This is a genomic window from Pseudomonas sp. GM50, assembly GCF_000282375.1.
GTDB lineage: Bacteria > Pseudomonadota > Gammaproteobacteria > Pseudomonadales > Pseudomonadaceae > Aquipseudomonas.
This window is the reverse complement of record NZ_AKJK01000089.1, coordinates 1-16,458: the sequence shown is the minus strand read 5'-3', so window position 1 is coordinate 16,458 and position 16,458 is coordinate 1. Positions and strand designations below refer to the sequence as shown.

The following is a 16,458-nucleotide window of genomic DNA, read 5'->3' as shown; positions in this document are numbered from 1 at the left end:
GCAGCAACGGATATGTACACAACCCAACCAAAACATGGTCGGCCCGAAGGCCGCCAAGACCAAACAATCACACAGACTCTTTACGGACCCTGAACCAAGCCGCATACAGCGCAGGCAAAAACAGCAACGTCAACGCCGTCGCCACAATCAGCCCGCCCATGATCGCCACCGCCATCGGCCCGAAAAACACACTGCGAGACAATGGAATCATCGCCAACACCGCCGCCAACGCCGTCAAGACAATCGGCCGAAACCGCCGCACCGTCGCCTCGATAATCGCCTGCCAAGGCTTAAGCCCGGCAGCGATATCCTGCTCAATCTGATCCACCAGAATCACCGAGTTACGCATGATCATCCCGGACAAGGCGATGGTCCCGAGCATCGCCACAAAACCGAACGGCTGGCGGAACACCATCAGAAACAGCGTCACACCAATCAGCCCCAGTGGCGCCGTCAGAAACACCATTACCGTGCGCGAGAAACTGCGCAGTTGCAGCATCAGCAACGTCAGCACCACCACAATGAACAACGGCACGCCGGCCTTCACCGAGTTCTGCCCGCGAGCCGAGTCTTCCACCGTACCGCCGACGTCCAGCAGATAGCCGTCTGGCAGTTCGGCACGAATCGGATCGAGGGTCGGCATTATTTGCTGCACCAGCGTCGCCGGTTGTTCCTTGCCGTAGATGTCGGCGCGAACCGTCACGTTGGGCAGGCGGTTACGGTGCCAGATGATGCCTTCTTCAAAGCCGTATTCCAGCGTCGCAATCTGCGACAGGGCCACGCTGCGACCATTGTCGGTCGGCACGGCCAGGCTTGGCAGCAACGCCAACTCAGTGCGCTCATGCACCGTGCCGCGCAGCAGGATCTCGATCAATTCATTGTCTTCGCGGTACTGGCTGACGCTGGCACCGGTCAGCGAACTTCGCAGGAAACTCGAGAGGTTTGCCGTGCTCACACCCAGCGCCCGGGCGCGGTCCTGATCGACGTTCAGGTAAACGACTTTGCTCGGCTCTTCCCAGTCCAGATGCACGTTGGCCACGTGTGGGTTCTCGCGAACCTTGGCCGCGACTTTACGGGCCAATGCGCGGACTTCCTCGATGTGCTCACCGGTAACCCGGAACTGCACCGGATAGCCAACCGGTGGGCCGTTCTCCAGCCGCGTGACCCGCGAGCGCAGCGCCGGGAATTGTTCGTTGAGGGTTTCAATCAGCCAGGTGCGCAGGGTTTCGCGGTCTTCGATAGTTTTGGCCAGCACGACAAACTGGGCGAAGCTCGCTGCCGGAAGTTGCTGATCCAGCGGCAGGTAGAAACGCGGCGAACCGGTGCCGACGTAAGCCACGTAGTTGTCGATCCCGGCGTGATCCTTGAGCAGGCCTTCGAGGCGTTTGACCTCCTCGGCGGTGTTACTCAGGGAGGCACCTTCGGCCAGCTTCAGATCGACCATCAACTCCAGTCGTCCCGAAGCCGGGAAGAACTGCTGTGGCACGAAACGGAACAACACCACTGACGCGACGAACATCACGATGGTCAGGACGATCACCGTTTTGCGCCGACGCACGCACCACTCCACCAGGCGCCTGACGCGCTGATAGAACGGTGTGCCATAGGGGTCTGGTTGGCCGTCGCCGGTGCCATGTTTGGCGGCGTGAATTTTCGCCAGGTCCGGCAGGAGTTTTTCCCCCAGATAAGGCACAAAGACCACGGCGGCAACCCACGACGCCAACAGCGCGATGGTCACCACCTGGAAGATCGAGCGGGTGTATTCGCCGGTGCCCGATTGCGCGGTGGCGATTGGCAGGAAACCGGCAGCGGTGATCAACGTTCCGGTGAGCATCGGGAACGCGGTGCTGGTCCAGGCATAGCTGGCGGCTTTGACCCGGTCGAAGCCCTGCTCCATTTTGATCGCCATCATTTCCACGGCGATGATCGCGTCGTCCACCAGCAACCCCAGCGCCAGTACCAGCGCGCCGAGGGAAATCTTGTGCAGGCCGATCCCTAAGTAATACATGCAGGCGAAGGTCATCGCCAACACCAGCGGAATCGCCAGTGCTACGACCATGCCGGTGCGCACACCGAGCGAGAAGAAACTCACCAGCAACACAATCGCCAGGGCCTCCACCAGTACCTGGACGAACTCGCCGACACCGGTTTTCACCGCCGCGGGTTGATCGGACACCTTGCGCAGTTGCATGCCAGCCGGGAGGTTTTTCTGGATCCGGGCGAATTCGACTTCCAGCGCTTTGCCCAGAATCAGAATGTCGCCACCGCTTTTCATGGCCACGGCCAGGCCGATGGCGTCTTCAGCCATGAAGCGCATGCGCGGGGCCGGTGGATCGTTGAAGCCACGACGAACATTCGCCACATCGCCGATGCGGAACGTGCGATCACCGACCCGGATCGGGAAGTTCTTGATCTCGTCGACCGTCTGAAAATTCCCCGAAACCCGTAGCTGCAAACGCTCACTGGTGGTTTCGAAGAAACCTGCGTTGGACATCGCGTTCTGCTCTTCAAGCGCCTGCTGCACCGTCGCCAACGGCAACCCGAGGGTGGCCAGTTTGACGTTGGACAGTTCGATCCAGATCTTCTCGTCCTGCAGCCCGATCAGATCGACCTTGCCCACATCCTTGACCCGTTGCAGCTGAATCTGGACGCGGTCGGCGTAGTCCTTGAGCACCGCGTAATCAAAACCTTCGCCGGTCAGGGCGTAAATATTGCCGAAGGTGGTGCCGAATTCATCGTTGAAAAACGGGCCCTGGATGCCCGGTGGCAGGGTCTGACGGATGTCGCCGATCTTCTTGCGGACCTGATACCAGAGGTCCGGGATTTCCACCGAATGCATGGAATCCCGCGCCATGAACGTCACTTGGGACTCGCCCGGGCGGGAGAACGAGGTGATCCGTTCGTACTCGCCGGTTTCCATCAGTTTCTTTTCAATACGCTCGGTGACCTGACGCGACACTTCCTCGGCCGTGGCCCCCGGCCAGTTGGTACGAATTACCATGGCCTTGAAGGTGAACGGCGGGTCTTCGCTTTGGCCCAGCTTGGTGTAGGACAACGCCCCGACGACGGCCAGCAGGAGCATCAGGAACAGTACGATCTGGCGGTTACGCAGCGCCCATTCGGAAAGATTGAAACCCATCGGGGATTACTCCTTGTGCGCCAGATTGACCACGCGGTTGGAGCGATCCACCGGGCGCACTTGCTGCCCGTCGTGAAGCACATGAACACCGGCCGCCACCACCCAGTCGCTGGCGTTCAGGCCTTCAAGCACCGGCACGGTTTTCTCACCGAATGCACCGACCCGCACCGGGGCTTTCTTCAGGGTGTTGTTGGCGCCGACCACCCACACATAAGTGGCACCGTTTTCCGCAGTGACCGCCGACAGTGGCACCGATAACGCTACGACTTCGGCAGTCTGGATGAATACCCGGGCACTCTGGCCCAGTTCGGCGGGAACCTTGCCAGCGGTAAAAGCGATGCGGGCGGCGAAAGTGCGCGATTTTGGATCGGCGGCGGGCGACAACTCACGGATGCGTCCGGGGAAACGTTGATCGGGTTGGGTCCAGAGTTCCACCGAGACCGGCTGGCCGACCTTGAAGCGACCGAAGCTCTGTTCCGGCAAGCTGATCAACACTTCGCGCTCGCCATCGGTGGCGAGGGTAAACACGGTTTGCCCGGCCGCGACCACTTGCCCGACTTCAACCGCACGTTTGGCCACCACGCCATCCTGCGGCGCGCGCAGCACCGCGTAACTGGCCTGATTGGTCGATACGTTGAATTCGGCTTTGATTTGCTTGAGGCGTGCTTCGCCGGAGCGATAGAGGTTTTCCGCATTGTCGTACTGCGAACGGCTGACCATCTGCCGCTCCATCAGGGTCTTGTAGCGATCACGCTCGGCGCGCACCAGGCTCAGGTTGGCTTCTGCGGCCGCGACCTGGGCACGGGTGGCTTCCAGTTGCAGGCGCACGTCCTGAGGATCCAGTTCCGCCAAGGGTTGATCAGCCTTGACCCGCTGGCCTTCCTCGACCAGTCGTCGGCTGACTTTGCCGCCAATGCGGAAGGCCAGATCTGGTTCATAGCGCGCGCGGACTTCACCGGGATAACTTTCCATGGCCTGAGCCGAGGGCTCTGGCTGTATGACCATGGCCGGGCGGACGGTGACTTGAGGCGCCTCTTCATGGCCACACGCAGACAATAAAAAAGCCAGACAGACCGGCAATGCGAGGGGCAAGGCATAGCGGAACATGGTGAAGGACCTTTCGCTAATGGTGCTTGGAATAATTATACTGACCAGTATGTTATTAATAGCAAACTCACCAGTCCAGTATTAAAGCGAAGAATGTCTAACAATCTTTCAACACCCAGCGGTCCGGGTCGCCCCAAGGATCTGGCCAAGCGCCAGGCAATCCTCGATGCGGCGAAAATTCTGTTTCTGAGTAAGGGTTACGCCAATACCAGCATGGATGCCGTGGCGACCGAGGCCGGTGTGTCGAAGCTGACGGTCTACAGCCATTTCAACGACAAGGAGACGCTGTTCTCCGCCGCGGTGGTGGCCAAGTGCGAGGAGCAACTGCCACCGCTGTTTTTTGAATTGCCGGACGGCATTGCGGTGGAAACCGTGCTGCTGAACATCGCACGCGGCTTTCATCAGCTGATCAACAGCGATGAATCGGTGAACCTGCATCGGCTGATGATGACGCTGGGTAGCCAGGACCCGAAACTCTCGCTGATTTTCTTCCAGGCCGGGCCAGAACGCGTACTTCACGGCATGGAGGGGTTGCTGAACAAGGTCAATCAGAGCGGTGCATTGAGCATCGATAAACCGCGCAATGCCGCCGAGCATTTCTTTTGCCTGCTCAAGGGCGCGGGGAATTTCCGCTTGCTGTACGGCTGCGGCGAGCCGGTGACCGGGGATGCGGCTGAAGCCCATGTGCGGGAAGTGGTGGGGTTGTTTATGCGGGCTTATCGGCCAGAGTCGGTCTGATCGATTTGTAGTGTCTGGGCCGACGCTATCGCGAGCAGGCTCGCTCCCACAGTGGATTTAGGGTGATCACACATTTTGTGTCCACCACAAATCTAATGTGGGAGCGAGCCTGCTCGCGATGGGGGCGACACGGTCTCAGGGCTTGAGCGCTTTCTTCGGATAAATGTCGTATCGGCTGGACTTGCCATCCAGCGCATGACTCGGCTTCGGCCCGTCAATGCACGGCGCCTTGCGCGGGCGCTTGACCACCACCCGGTGACTGGCCAGGGCCAATGCCGCTTCGAGCAATGCCGGCGCATCCGGGTCATCGCCGACCAGCGGCCGGAACAGGCGCATTTCCTTCTTCACCAACGCGGTTTTCTCTCGATGGGGAAACATCGGGTCGAGGTAGATCACCTGCGGCGGCTCGCCTTCCCAGTTGCGCATCACCTCGATCGAGTTGCCCTTGAGCAAACGCATCCGCGCCACGATCGGCGCTACGTCGAAATCTTCCGCGCCGCGCGCCAGGCCATCTTCAAGCAAGGCGCCGATCAGCGGCTGGCGCTCGATCAAGCTCATCTCGCAGCCCAGGCTGGCCAACACGAACGCGTCCTTGCCCAGCCCCGCCGTGGCATCCAGCACGCGCGGGCGCACGCCTTGGGCGACGCCGACCGCCTTGGCGATCATCTGACCGCTGCCGCCGCCGTACAACCGACGATGGGCCGCACCGCCCTCGACAAAATCCACCCGCACCGGTCCCGGTGCGTCCGGCCCCAGTTGTTGCAGCTGCAACCCCTGCTCGCCCACCTGCAAGGCAAACTCGCCGTCATCCACCTGCAACGGCAACCCCAGGCGCTCGGCCCATTGCTCGGCCTGTGGCTGAAAGGTCGTGCCCAAGGCCTCGACATGGATGCGGCAGGCCGCAGGTTGCTCAATCATGGGAAAACACGCTCGAAAAAATTAATGATCGGCAAAAATGGCCGATAACCAAACTATCGAGCATTTTGCCAGAGCTGAGCGTCGACCGAGAGAAATGTCAGACATTCAACGCACATCGATAGGTTACATCTCGCCCCACGGCGATTTTGGCCTGCGAAATTCCCAAGCACTGAGCGGCGTCAGTCACCTGTGGCAGGATTTTTTTGCCCAGGCCCTGGCCGATCAGTCGGGCGATGTCGTGCCGGAATCTCTCAACTTTCCGCCGGTTGATCTCGACAGCCCGGTCGAACCGACCGTTGGCAGCGAGCTGCTGGCGCACATCATTTCTCAGCGCGAATGTGATGTGATGGAAACACCAGTCCGCCCACCCGAGCCCCTGTTCCTGCCGATTGCCGAGTTCGAAATGGACCTGGCCGACAAACCGTTCCCGCCATTCCCGCCGCAAGAAATCGTCGCGCAACAGAAACAACAGGACTTCGACAGCGGCTGGGTACGCCCGATCGTGCTGACTGCCGGTCAAGCATTGCCAGAGCCTGGCACCGCACCACAACCGCGTCCGCTGCACTTGCCGATTGCCGAGTTCGAACTCGACCTGCTGGACAAACCATTCCCGCCGTTCTCGCCCGAAGAGCTGGTGGAACAACAGAAACAATTGGATTTCGATAACGGCTGGGCACGCCCGATCGTTCTGCAGAACCTGCGCATCGCCGCATAATCCTTCAGCGGCACCGCCACCACGGCCCGACATCCACATGAAAGTGATTGCGATGGGCGGCGTTGTAGTCCGGGCTCAATACCACACTGAACATGTCGCACGCACCGTCGCGGACCTGATGGAGAAATCTCGCGTCCTGGTTATCCTTCGGCCAATCCTTGAGCACGCTGACGAATCGGCCGTCCGCCAGCCGGAATCCGCTGATATCCAGTGCATCGGCCGTGGCATGCTGGCTGCGTCTGCCATTTTCGCGGTTGTAGACGTTGCGACAGGCGAAGCTGCCGAGATGGTCGACCCGTTTCACAGCCTGCCCGTAGACAGCCTGAGCCGCCGGTTGCAGGGCGTGGCGCTCGAACAAGGCGAACGCTACCGCCAGGCTGCAACTGGCGAGGAAACTGCTGCTCAGCGCCGCCTCGCCACCTTGCACACGCAAGGTGTTGGTTAACGGGCAAGTCGCGTCCGGGCTGTCGGCCTGCCGAGCCACTCGCAAACCTGAGCTGCTCAGGACCTGGTCGCATAACTGCGGGTCATCGCGCAGGCGCATCAGTTTGTAGCGGGTCAGCAGGTTCGGTTCGGCCTTTACGTCCAGCGGCGCCCATGGGTTCCATTGCGGAGGAATGGAAACCCAGCCGCGCCAGACGCTCAACCCGCCAGCGCCGATGATCAACAGCACCAGCAACAGCCCCCACCGAAACCGCATCGTCAGCCTTTGAACAATTGATTGGCCTTCTGGAACGGCATCGAGCGGGAGGTAAAGCCGAAGGTCCCGTGTTGCTGGATTTCCTCGGCGGCGCGGAAGAACTCGCCATACGCCGCCAAGGCCAGGGCCGAACCGACGCTGATCCGTTTGACGCCCATCTCACTCAACTGCTCGACCGTCAGCTTGAGCCCGCCGGACATCAACACATTGACCGGTTTCGGCGCCACGGCGCGGACCACCGCCAAGACCTCTTCAGCGCTGCGCAGCCCCGGTGCGTAAAGCACATCGGCTCCCGCCTCGGCGAAAGCCTGCAAGCGGCGAATGGTATCGTCGAGATCAGGATTGCCGTGCAGAAAGTTCTCGGCACGCGCCGTCAGCACGAAGGGGAAAGGCAAGCTGCGAGCCGCCGCGACAGCCGCTTCGATACGCGCCACAGCATGCTCGAAGCAGTAGATCGGACCGTCTTCGCGCCCCGTGGCATCTTCGATCGAACCGCCAACGGCACCGGCCTTGGCTGCCCGCAGAATACTTTGGGCGCAGTCAGCAGGGGCGTCGGCGAAGCCGTTTTCGAGATCCACCGCTACCGGCAGATCAGTGGCAGCGACAATCGCTTCAACGTTCGCCAGGGTTTCGTCGAGCGTCAACCCACCATCGGGACGCCCCCGGGAAAAGGCGTAACCGGCACTGGTGGTCGCCAGCGCCTCGAAGCCAAGGCTGGCGAGCATTTTCGCCGAGCCGGCGTCCCAAGGGTTGGGAATGACAAAAGTGCCCTCGCGTTCGTGCAGTGCTTTGAACGCCTGGGCTCGAAGGGTTTGCGCATCCATTGGCAGGCTCCTGAAAAAGGGGAAAGATGAACCGCTTTTCGTAGGAGCCAGGCTTGCCGGCGAAGGCGCACTCAAGGACGCCTTCGCCGGCAAGCCTGGCTCCTACAGCTGGGAACGAAGCCGCTTCAGAGCAAGCCAAGTTGCTCGGCGGCGGGCTCTCTGTATAGCTCAGGCAGCGGCGGCAAGCCAGGCAAACGCAGCATCAGTTGTGCGTGAAAACGTTGTGCCAGTTTCGCTGCCAGCAGGTTATCGGCGGTGTGCAGGAAGATATAGGGCATGCGGCCCTCTTCGATCCAGGCAGCGATTTTCTCGACCCACGGCACCAGGAATGGATCGTTGGCTTCAAGCACAGGATGGCCGATGAAACGCACCTGTGGAAACTGAGTAAACGCAGCGGGTCGAGGCGGCACCCGGGGCTTTTTCGATTGGGCGTGGAGCACCGAAGAATCGGTGGAGGTGCAGCTGAACAGCGCTCGTGGATCGAGGCAGATGCGCTCGACACCGCGGTCCAGCAACAGGCGATTGAGCATCCGCTCGGCATCGCCCTTGGCGAAGAATTCGTCATGCCGCACTTCGACCGCCAAAGGCCGGTCCACCGCATCGATAAAACCGGCCAGCTCGGACAAGCGTTGAGGAGTGAAGCTTTTGGACAATTGCAGCCAGAGGGGAGAAACCCGTTCACCCAGAGGGCTGAGCAATTGCAGAAATGTCTGGGCGGCGGTCAATTGTTCGCGCAGGTCACCGCTGTGGCTGATGTCGCCGGGGAATTTGGCGGTGAAGCGAAAGTGTTCGGGCATGATTTCGGCCCAACGCTGCACGGTGGCGGCAGAGGGGCTCGCGTAGAAAGTCGTATTGCCTTCCACGGCGTTGAACACTTGAGAATAAAGATTGAGAAACTCGGTGGGCCTGGCGTCTTGCGGATACAGGTACTCGCGCCAGGCGTTTTCACTCCAGGACGGGCAGCCGAGGTAGTAAGGCAGCCGCATCAGATGTACAGGTCGAGACCCAGTACATCCGCTTCCCAATCGACAAACGTGGCGGTGCTCAGGTAACTGGCCAGTGCCATCGCCACGCTTTTGCTCATGGCGCGGTGATAAATCATGTCTTGTTGACGCGCGGGGAGATTGCTCAGGCGTTGGGCGGAAGCTTTGGCGGCACGGGCGGCCAACTGCTCTTCGGAAGGAATTTCCAGCTCGCCGTCGATATCGACGTAGTCGTCATCCGCCACAGGGCCTTTGCGGGGCTTGCGCTTGATGGGGTAGGACTGGGAGGAAACGCCGTCTATACGCATGAGTACATGTCCGGTATCAGTGATGGCAGCTTAGTGGCACATAGCCCACTTCGCAAACTGTCGAGTGATAACTAGAACACAGAAAAGCGAAAAGGTTTAAAAGCGCAGGTTAGAAAGTGACGATTGGCTAGAGATGAAATGCTGATTGTGGCGAGGGGGCTTGCCCCCGTTCGGCTGCGAAGCAGTCGCAAAACCAGCCAATGCGGTGCGTCAGGGGAATGTGGTGGTGATTTTGGGGCCGCTTCGCGACCCAACGAGGGCGAGCCCCCTCGCCACAGAAGGCCCTATCAACCTTGGATTAACGCGCTTTTGGCGTCGCCACTTTATCGCGCAGATATACTGGCTGCGCCTCATCGGCCACGATCGCTTCACCGCGCTCCCAGGCAAAGCGCGCCAGGGTCAGCAGGTCTTCGGCGTGAGGCAACATGCCAGCATCCGAGCCGCTCAGGTTGACGGCAATGCGCTCGGCATAGCCCCAACCGGTGCCCGCGCCGAACCACTCGCCGCTGGCATCGGCCGGCAATGCGGCGACTTCGGGTGGCAACACAGCTTCGTTGCCCACCAACCGCATCTCCCCCGCCGTTTCGCGGTAGCAACCCCAATACACCTCATCCATGCGCGCATCGATGGCCGCCGCGACCTGGCTGACGCCGTGTTCGCGATAGGCCCGCTGGGCGAGGACAGCGAGATTGGAGACCGGCAACACCGGGCGATCCAGCGCAAACGCCAGACCTTGCACCACACCGATGGCGATCCGCACACCAGTGAATGCGCCCGGTCCACGGCCGAACGCAATGGCATCGACCGCTTGCAGCGTGGTCCCGGCATCGGCCAGCAGTTGCTGGATCATCGGCAGCAGCTTCTGCGCATGCAGGCGCGGGATCACCTCGTAATGACTCGTGACTTTGCCGTCATGCAGCAAGGCAACGGAGCAAGCTTCAGTCGCGGTGTCCAGGGCCAGCAAGGTGCTCATCGATGTTTCCGTAAGAGAGGTCAGAAAAAGTGCGTCAGTATAAACAACTACGGCCCGCAAGCGGGCCGTAGAAGATGAAGCCGATCAGACTTTTCAGCTCAGTGCTTCAAGCACCTTGCCGGTGATCACTTCAACCGAGCCAACACCCGGAATATGGCTGTATTTCGGCTTGCCCTGCGCAGAGGCCAGCCCCTGGTAGAACTCTACCAGTGGTTTGGTCTGGGAGTGGTAGACCGACAGGCGATGACGCACGGTTTCTTCGGTGTCGTCCTTGCGCTGCACCAGCTCTTCACCGGTGATGTCGTCTTTGCCGGCGATTTTCGGCGGGTTGTAGACGGTGTGGTACACGCGGCCGCTGGCCTCGTGAACGCGACGACCGGCGATACGCTGAACGATCTCTTCGTCATCGACGGCGATTTCGACCACGTTGTCCAGTTCCACACCCGCTTCTACCAGTGCTTCAGCTTGCGGAATGGTGCGCGGGAAACCGTCGAACAGGAAACCGTTGGCACAGTCAGGCTGCGCGATACGGTCCTTGACCAGGGCGATGATCAGATCGTCAGAGACCAGACCACCGGCATCCATGATGCCTTTGGCTTTAACACCCAGCTCGGTACCGGCTTTTACAGCAGCACGCAGCATGTCGCCGGTAGAGATTTGCGGAATGCCGAATTTCTCGGTGATGAACTTAGCCTGAGTACCTTTACCGGCCCCGGGAGCTCCCAGCAGAATGACGCGCATTAGATGTGCTCCTCAATTTTTTATTTAGAATAACTTAAACAAAACAATGGATTCGCCACGTGGGGCCAATCTCAGAAATAGGGTCGTGACCGCCCAAACGGTCAAAGGCTGATCAAGATACACAGCAGGCCCGGCCCACACAAGCCGCCGAAAGTCGGAGAAACCCGAGCCTGATGAGACCTTGCGAAGGGGTAACCCAAGTCGCAACCCCATCATTAACTGTCGCGTGACAGACCTTTTCGACCGCTCGCCAGCAGGCACCCGACGCTCGCGCCGGGTGCCTGTCCCCCACGATGAAAACCTTAGCCGGTATTTCGCAAACCGGCGGCAATCCCCGCCACAGACACCAGCAACGCCTGTTCTACCGGGCTGCCCTGGGCCACATCCTGTTGCCGCGAACGTGCCAACAGTTCGGCCTGCAATAGATGCAGCGGGTCGAGGTAAGTGTTGCGCAGGCGGATGAATTCCAGCGTAGCTGGGCTATGTGCCAGTAGCTGCGACTGACCGGTCAACCCCAGGACCACCGCACACGCCTGCGACAATAGGTCGCGTAAATGCGCACCCAAAGGGAGCAGATCCGGCTCGACCAGGCGCTCATCGTAAGACTGGGCGATATCGGCGTCGGCCTTGGCCAGTACCATTTCCAGCATATCGATGCGGGTACGGAAGAACGGCCACTGCTCGCGCATCTGTCCCAGCAACTCACCCTCGCCGCGCTCCAGCGCCTTGCTCAATGCCGCTTCCCAGCCCAGCCAGGCCGGCAGCATCAGGCGCGTCTGGGTCCAGCCGAAGATCCATGGAATGGCGCGCAGGCTTTCAATCCCGCCGGCGCGGCGCTTGGCCGGGCGGCTGCCCAACGGCAACCGCCCCAACTCCTGTTCCGGGGTGGACTGGCGGAAATACTCGACGAATTGCGGATTCTCCCGCACCACGGCGCGGTAAGCCTTGACGCCGTCGGCGGCCAATTCGTCCATCAAATGGCGCCAGGCAGGCTCGGGTGGTGGCGGCGGGAGCAAGGTCGCTTCCAGTACCGCTGCCAGGTACAGATTGAGGTTTTGCTCGGCGATGTCCGGTAGGCCGAATTTGAAACGAATCATTTCCCCCTGTTCGGTGGTGCGGAAACGCCCCGCCACCGATCCCGGCGGCTGCGACAGAATCGCCGCGTGTGCCGGACCACCACCACGGCCCACGGTGCCACCGCGACCGTGGAACAACAGCAGCTCCACTTGCTGCTCGCGACAGATGTCGACCAAACGCTCCTGCGCCCGATACTGCGCCCAGGCCGCCGCTGTAGTGCCGGCGTCCTTGGCCGAGTCGGAATAACCGATCATCACTTCCTGCGGCCCTTGCAGGCGTGAGCGATAGCCCGGCAGCAGCAACAGTTTTTCGATCACCGGGCCGGCGTTATCGAGGTCGGCGAGAGTTTCGAACAGCGGCACCACGCGCATCGGCCGCAATACACCGGATTCTTTGAGCAGCAATTGCACGGCCAGCACGTCGGAAGCGGCACCGGCCATGGAAATCACATACGAACCGAGGGAAGCCCCCGGTGCCGCGGCGATTTCCCGACACGTCGCCAGCACTTCGGCGGTGTCGGCAGACGGCTTGAAGTACGCGGGCAGCAATGGACGACGATTGTTCAGTTCGCGCATCAGGAAGGCGATGCGCTCTTCCTCGCTCCAGTCCTGATAACGGCCCAGACCGAGGTAATCGGTGATTTCGGTCATGGCCGCCGTGTGGCGCGACGAGTCCTGTCGCACATCAAGGCGCACCAGAAACAACCCGAACGTTACCGCACGGCGCAGGCAATCGAGCAACGGGCCATCGGCGATGACGCCCATGCCGCATTCATGCAGCGAGTGGTAGCACAGCTCCAGCGGGTCCAGCAGGTCGCGGTTGTTTTGCAGCACATCGGCGGACGCTGGCGTGTTTGCCGTCAGGGATGCGTGGGCCCAATTACGGGTCGCGCGCAGGCGTTCACGCAATTGTTTGAGCACTGCGCGGTAAGGCTCGGCGCTGTCGCCGGCCTTGGCTTTCAAGGCGTCGCTGGCCTGCTGCATCGACAATTCGGCGGCGAGGTGATCAACATCGCGCAGGTACAAATCGGCGGCCATCCAGCGCGCCAGCAGCAACACTTCACGGGTCACGGTGGCAGTGACGTTGGGGTTGCCGTCGCGGTCGCCGCCCATCCATGAGGCAAAGCGAATCGGTGCGGCTTCCAGTGGCAAGTGCAGGCCGGTGGCGGCATGCAGGGCCTGATCGGCCTTGCGCAAATAATTGGGAATCGCCTGCCACAGCGAATGCTCGATCACCGCAAAGCCCCACTTGGCTTCGTCCACGGGTGTCGGGCGGGTACGGCGGATTTCTTCGGTGTGCCAGGCTTCAGCGATAAGGCGCTGCAACTTCGTCTTGATCTGCTCGCGTTCGGCGGTGGTCAGGTCGCGATGGTCCTGGGCGGCCAGTTGCGCGGCGATCGCATCGTACTTCTGGATCAGCGTGCGACGCGCCACCTCGGTGGGGTGCGCGGTCAATACCAGTTCGATTTCCAGCCGGCCCAATTGCCGGGCCAGGGACTCGGCGTCATGGCCCGCAGTCAGCAGGCGAGCGAGCAATTCCGGCAATACCCGGGCCTCGAACGGTGCGGGCTGCGATTCTTCACGGCGATGAATCAGCTGATATTGCTCGGCGATATTGGCCAGGTTGAGGAACTGGTTGAACGCCCGCGCCACCGGCAGCAACTCGTCTTCGCTCAACTGGTTGAGGCTGGCGCTGAGTTCGGCGTCCATCGAACCGCGACGATCAGCCTTGGCGCCCTTGCGGATCTGCTCGATCTTGTCGAGAAAGTCGTCCCCGTACTGTTCACGAATGGTGTTGCCCAACAGCTCACCCAACAGGTGAACGTCCTCGCGCAAGCGTGCATCAATGTCAGTCATCAGCAGTTCTCCAGCGAAAATCCGGGCGGCTTGCTCAACGCCAGTGTAGGAGCCAGGCTTGCCGGCGAAGGCGCTCTCAAGGACGCCTTCGCCGGCAAGCCTGGCTCCTACACTGGCATTGGCGGCTATGCTTTGTTGTTAGAAGCTCTGTCATAGAGAGTGCCGTCGTAAAGCGGTTCTTACAAGCAGACGACGCCGAGGACTTCAAACACCGAGCGTTACCGCTAATCTCAACCATAAGCCGTCCAACGGCGTATCACCGGCCACCGCCGGACACTCACCCGGCCTGCCACGAGCAGGTGCGCAACGAGGTCATCATGAAAATCCGCGAGCTCGCCAAGCATTGGGAAGAAAACGCCAAGGGTCGTCTGACCGACTCTGGCTACGCGATTCATCTGGACGTAGAAGCCGCCGCACGGCTGGCGGCAATTATCGACATGTACCCTAAACGGCACCCCGAAGAACTGCTCGGCGAGTTGATCGGCGCCGCCCTGGAAGAACTCGAAGCGAGTTTTCCGTACGTGAAAGGGTCAACGGTGGTGGCCACCGATGAAGAAGGTGATCCGCTGTACGAAGATGTCGGTCCGACCCCGCGTTTTCTCGCCTTGTCCCGTCGTCATTTGCACGATTTGTCGGGCGATAACGACAAGCAGAAACACTGATTCCTGTGGGAGCGAGCCTGCTCGCGATAGCGGTTTAACAGTCAACGTTGATGTTGAATGACATGGCCCCATCGCGAGCAGGCTCGCTCCCACAATTTGATCGCATTCCTCCTGCTGAACGGTGAACTTGCGGGTCACTTAAAGCCCCGTGGATACCCCTGTGCCACCCGAAAGTTCCCGATTTAGAGCCCTGTCCTCTCGATCAGGTTTTTTCGGGCGATAAGCCATCTTCTCTGAACTTTTAAAAAACGCCTCGGGTCACACCCAGTAACCATGCCTGGGACGGCCGTTTCAAAATGATCTGGAAATTGATGGTTGCGGCTCCTTGCCCAGGATGGATTCAGATGTTTTTCAGGAGTTATCCAATGGAGTTGAAGACCATGAAGACCAGCACCGCATCATTCTCGTTCCCCCCTCTGCGCGGTCTCAAACTGGCGGCCCTGGCCATCGGCAGCAGCTTCGTTCTGGCCGGTTGCGCCGGTAACCCGCCGAGCGAGCAATACGCTGTGACCCAGTCCGCCGTGAACAGCGCCGTCAGCGCTGGCGGTACCGAATTCGCCGCCGTGGAAATGAAGGCCGCTCAGGACAAGCTCAAACAAGCCGAAATCGCCATGCACGACAAGAAGTACGACGAAGCCAGAATGCTGGCCGAGCAAGCCGAGTGGGACGCCCGTGTCGCCGAGCGCAAGGCCCAGGCGATGAAAGCCGAACAAGCTGTGAAGGACTCTCAGAAAGGTGTTCAGGAACTGCGTCAGGAAAGTCAGCGCACCGTGCAGTAAGCGCGCATCCCGACTTTCAGACCTGAAACTCTTATCGATAGAAAGGACGAACCATTATGCGCAAACAATTGATGATCCCCGCCCTCCTGGCCGCAAGTGTTGCACTGGCTGCCTGCTCCACACCGCCCAACGCGAACCTGGAGCAAGCCCGTACCAACTACACCGGCCTGCAAGCCAACCCGCAAGCCAGCAAAGTCGCGGCGCTGGAAACCAAAGACGCCAGCGAATACCTGGATAAGGCCAACAAGGCTTACCTGGATAGGGAAGACCAGGCCAAGGTCGACCAACTGGCTTACCTGACCAATCAGCGTGTTGAAGTGGCCAAGCAGACCATCGCCCTGCGCACCGCTGAAAACAACCTGAAAAATGCCGCGGCACAACGGGCCCAGGCTCGTCTGGATGCCCGCGACCAGCAGATCAAACAGCTGCAAGACAGTCTGAATGCCAAACAGACCGATCGCGGCACGCTGGTGACGTTTGGTGATGTGCTGTTCGCCACCAACAAGGCTGACCTGAAGTCCAACGGTTTGGTGAATATCAACAAACTGGCGCAGTTCCTTCAGGAAAACCCGGACCGCAAAGTGATTGTCGAAGGCTACACCGACAGCACCGGCTCGGCGTCGTACAACCAGTCGCTGTCCGAGCGTCGCGCGACCTCGGTGCAAGTGGCCCTGATCAAGATGGGTGTCGACCCGGCGCGCATCGTGGCCCAGGGTTATGGCAAGGAATACCCGGTTGCGGAGAACGCCAGCGTCTCGGGCCGTGCGATGAACCGTCGGGTGGAAGTGACCATTTCCAATGACAACCAGCCTGTCGTCCCGCGTTCGGCGATCAGCTCGAACTAAATTGAACCTGCGGTAACGCAAAAGCCCCGCATGGATTGATCAGGCGGGGCTTTTTTGTCCGGCGATCACTCAACCCTGTGGGAGCGAGCCTGC

Annotated in this window: 15 protein-coding genes; 5 read left to right on the top strand and 10 right to left on the bottom strand. The window is 60.5% G+C overall.

Annotation, left to right across the window (positions count from 1 at the left end):
- Positions 1–67: 67 nt before the first annotated feature.
- Together PMI30_RS08255 and PMI30_RS08260 are read right to left on the bottom strand one after the other, a co-directional pair.
- Entirely contained in the window at positions 68–3,139 is a 3,072-nt protein-coding gene (locus tag PMI30_RS08255) for an efflux RND transporter permease subunit (protein ID WP_008012275.1), read from the bottom strand.
- 6 nt (positions 3,140–3,145) lie between these two features.
- A complete protein-coding gene (locus tag PMI30_RS08260) occupies positions 3,146–4,246 on the bottom strand; it encodes an efflux RND transporter periplasmic adaptor subunit (RefSeq protein ID WP_008012274.1) in 1,101 nt (366 codons plus the stop codon).
- A 93-nt stretch (positions 4,247–4,339) separates the two neighbouring features.
- Here PMI30_RS08260 and PMI30_RS08265 point away from each other — a divergent pair, with 93 nt between their 5' ends.
- Positions 4,340–4,984 (top strand): TetR/AcrR family transcriptional regulator, encoded by a 645-nt coding sequence (locus PMI30_RS08265; protein ID WP_008012271.1) that lies wholly within the window; start codon positions 4,340–4,342, stop codon positions 4,982–4,984.
- 135 nt (positions 4,985–5,119) lie between these two features.
- On the opposite strand, the gene PMI30_RS08270 is transcribed toward PMI30_RS08265, so the two are convergent.
- Complete coding sequence (locus tag PMI30_RS08270) at positions 5,120–5,902, bottom strand: class I SAM-dependent methyltransferase (protein WP_008012270.1); 783 nt, start codon at positions 5,900–5,902, stop codon at positions 5,120–5,122.
- Positions 5,903–5,996: 94 nt separating this feature from the next.
- Between PMI30_RS08270 and PMI30_RS08275 the strand changes: the two genes are divergently transcribed.
- Positions 5,997–6,617, top strand: coding sequence for a hypothetical protein (locus PMI30_RS08275; RefSeq protein ID WP_008012268.1), 621 nt, complete (start codon positions 5,997–5,999; stop codon positions 6,615–6,617).
- A 4-nt stretch (positions 6,618–6,621) separates the two neighbouring features.
- On the opposite strand, the gene PMI30_RS08280 is transcribed toward PMI30_RS08275, so the two are convergent.
- The 7 genes from PMI30_RS08280 to ppc all read right to left on the bottom strand — a co-directional run bounded on the left by PMI30_RS08280 (position 6,622) and on the right by ppc (position 14,079).
- Positions 6,622–7,317, bottom strand: coding sequence for an extensin-like domain-containing protein (locus PMI30_RS08280; protein WP_008012267.1), 696 nt, complete (start codon positions 7,315–7,317; stop codon positions 6,622–6,624).
- A gap of 2 nt (positions 7,318–7,319) precedes the next feature.
- Positions 7,320–8,141, bottom strand: coding sequence for an isocitrate lyase/PEP mutase family protein (locus PMI30_RS08285; RefSeq protein ID WP_008012264.1), 822 nt, complete (start codon positions 8,139–8,141; stop codon positions 7,320–7,322).
- A gap of 125 nt (positions 8,142–8,266) precedes the next feature.
- Positions 8,267–9,127 carry a DUF72 domain-containing protein gene (locus PMI30_RS08290; protein ID WP_008012262.1) on the bottom strand — a complete coding sequence of 287 codons (861 nt, stop codon included), beginning with the start codon at positions 9,125–9,127 and terminating at the stop codon, positions 8,267–8,269.
- Positions 9,127–9,432 (bottom strand): hypothetical protein, encoded by a 306-nt coding sequence (locus PMI30_RS08295; protein ID WP_008012259.1) that lies wholly within the window; start codon positions 9,430–9,432, stop codon positions 9,127–9,129. The genes PMI30_RS08290 and PMI30_RS08295 overlap by 1 nt, the downstream gene beginning before the upstream one ends.
- A gap of 298 nt (positions 9,433–9,730) precedes the next feature.
- A complete protein-coding gene (gene tsaB / locus PMI30_RS08300) occupies positions 9,731–10,405 on the bottom strand; it encodes a tRNA (adenosine(37)-N6)-threonylcarbamoyltransferase complex dimerization subunit type 1 TsaB (RefSeq protein ID WP_007906268.1) in 675 nt (224 codons plus the stop codon).
- Between the two features lie 93 nt (positions 10,406–10,498).
- Complete coding sequence (gene adk, locus PMI30_RS08305; protein WP_007906266.1) at positions 10,499–11,146, bottom strand: adenylate kinase; 648 nt, start codon at positions 11,144–11,146, stop codon at positions 10,499–10,501.
- Between the two features lie 302 nt (positions 11,147–11,448).
- On the bottom strand, positions 11,449–14,079 hold the full coding sequence (gene ppc, locus PMI30_RS08310; RefSeq protein ID WP_008012257.1) for a phosphoenolpyruvate carboxylase: 2,631 nt from the start codon (positions 14,077–14,079) through the stop codon (positions 11,449–11,451).
- A gap of 317 nt (positions 14,080–14,396) precedes the next feature.
- On the opposite strand from ppc, the gene PMI30_RS08315 reads away from it, so the two are divergent.
- The 3 genes from PMI30_RS08315 to PMI30_RS08325 all read left to right on the top strand — a co-directional run bounded on the left by PMI30_RS08315 (position 14,397) and on the right by PMI30_RS08325 (position 16,365).
- The gene (locus PMI30_RS08315) at positions 14,397–14,741 is read left to right on the top strand and encodes a hypothetical protein (RefSeq protein ID WP_007897668.1); all 345 of its coding nucleotides are present in this window, start codon (positions 14,397–14,399) and stop codon (positions 14,739–14,741) included.
- 365 nt (positions 14,742–15,106) lie between these two features.
- Positions 15,107–15,520, top strand: a complete 414-nt coding sequence (locus PMI30_RS08320) for a DUF4398 domain-containing protein (RefSeq protein WP_008012254.1) — start codon at positions 15,107–15,109, stop codon at positions 15,518–15,520.
- A 56-nt stretch (positions 15,521–15,576) separates the two neighbouring features.
- Positions 15,577–16,365, top strand: coding sequence for an OmpA family protein (locus tag PMI30_RS08325; protein ID WP_008012253.1), 789 nt, complete (start codon positions 15,577–15,579; stop codon positions 16,363–16,365).
- The last annotated feature ends 93 nt before the right edge of the window (positions 16,366–16,458 follow it).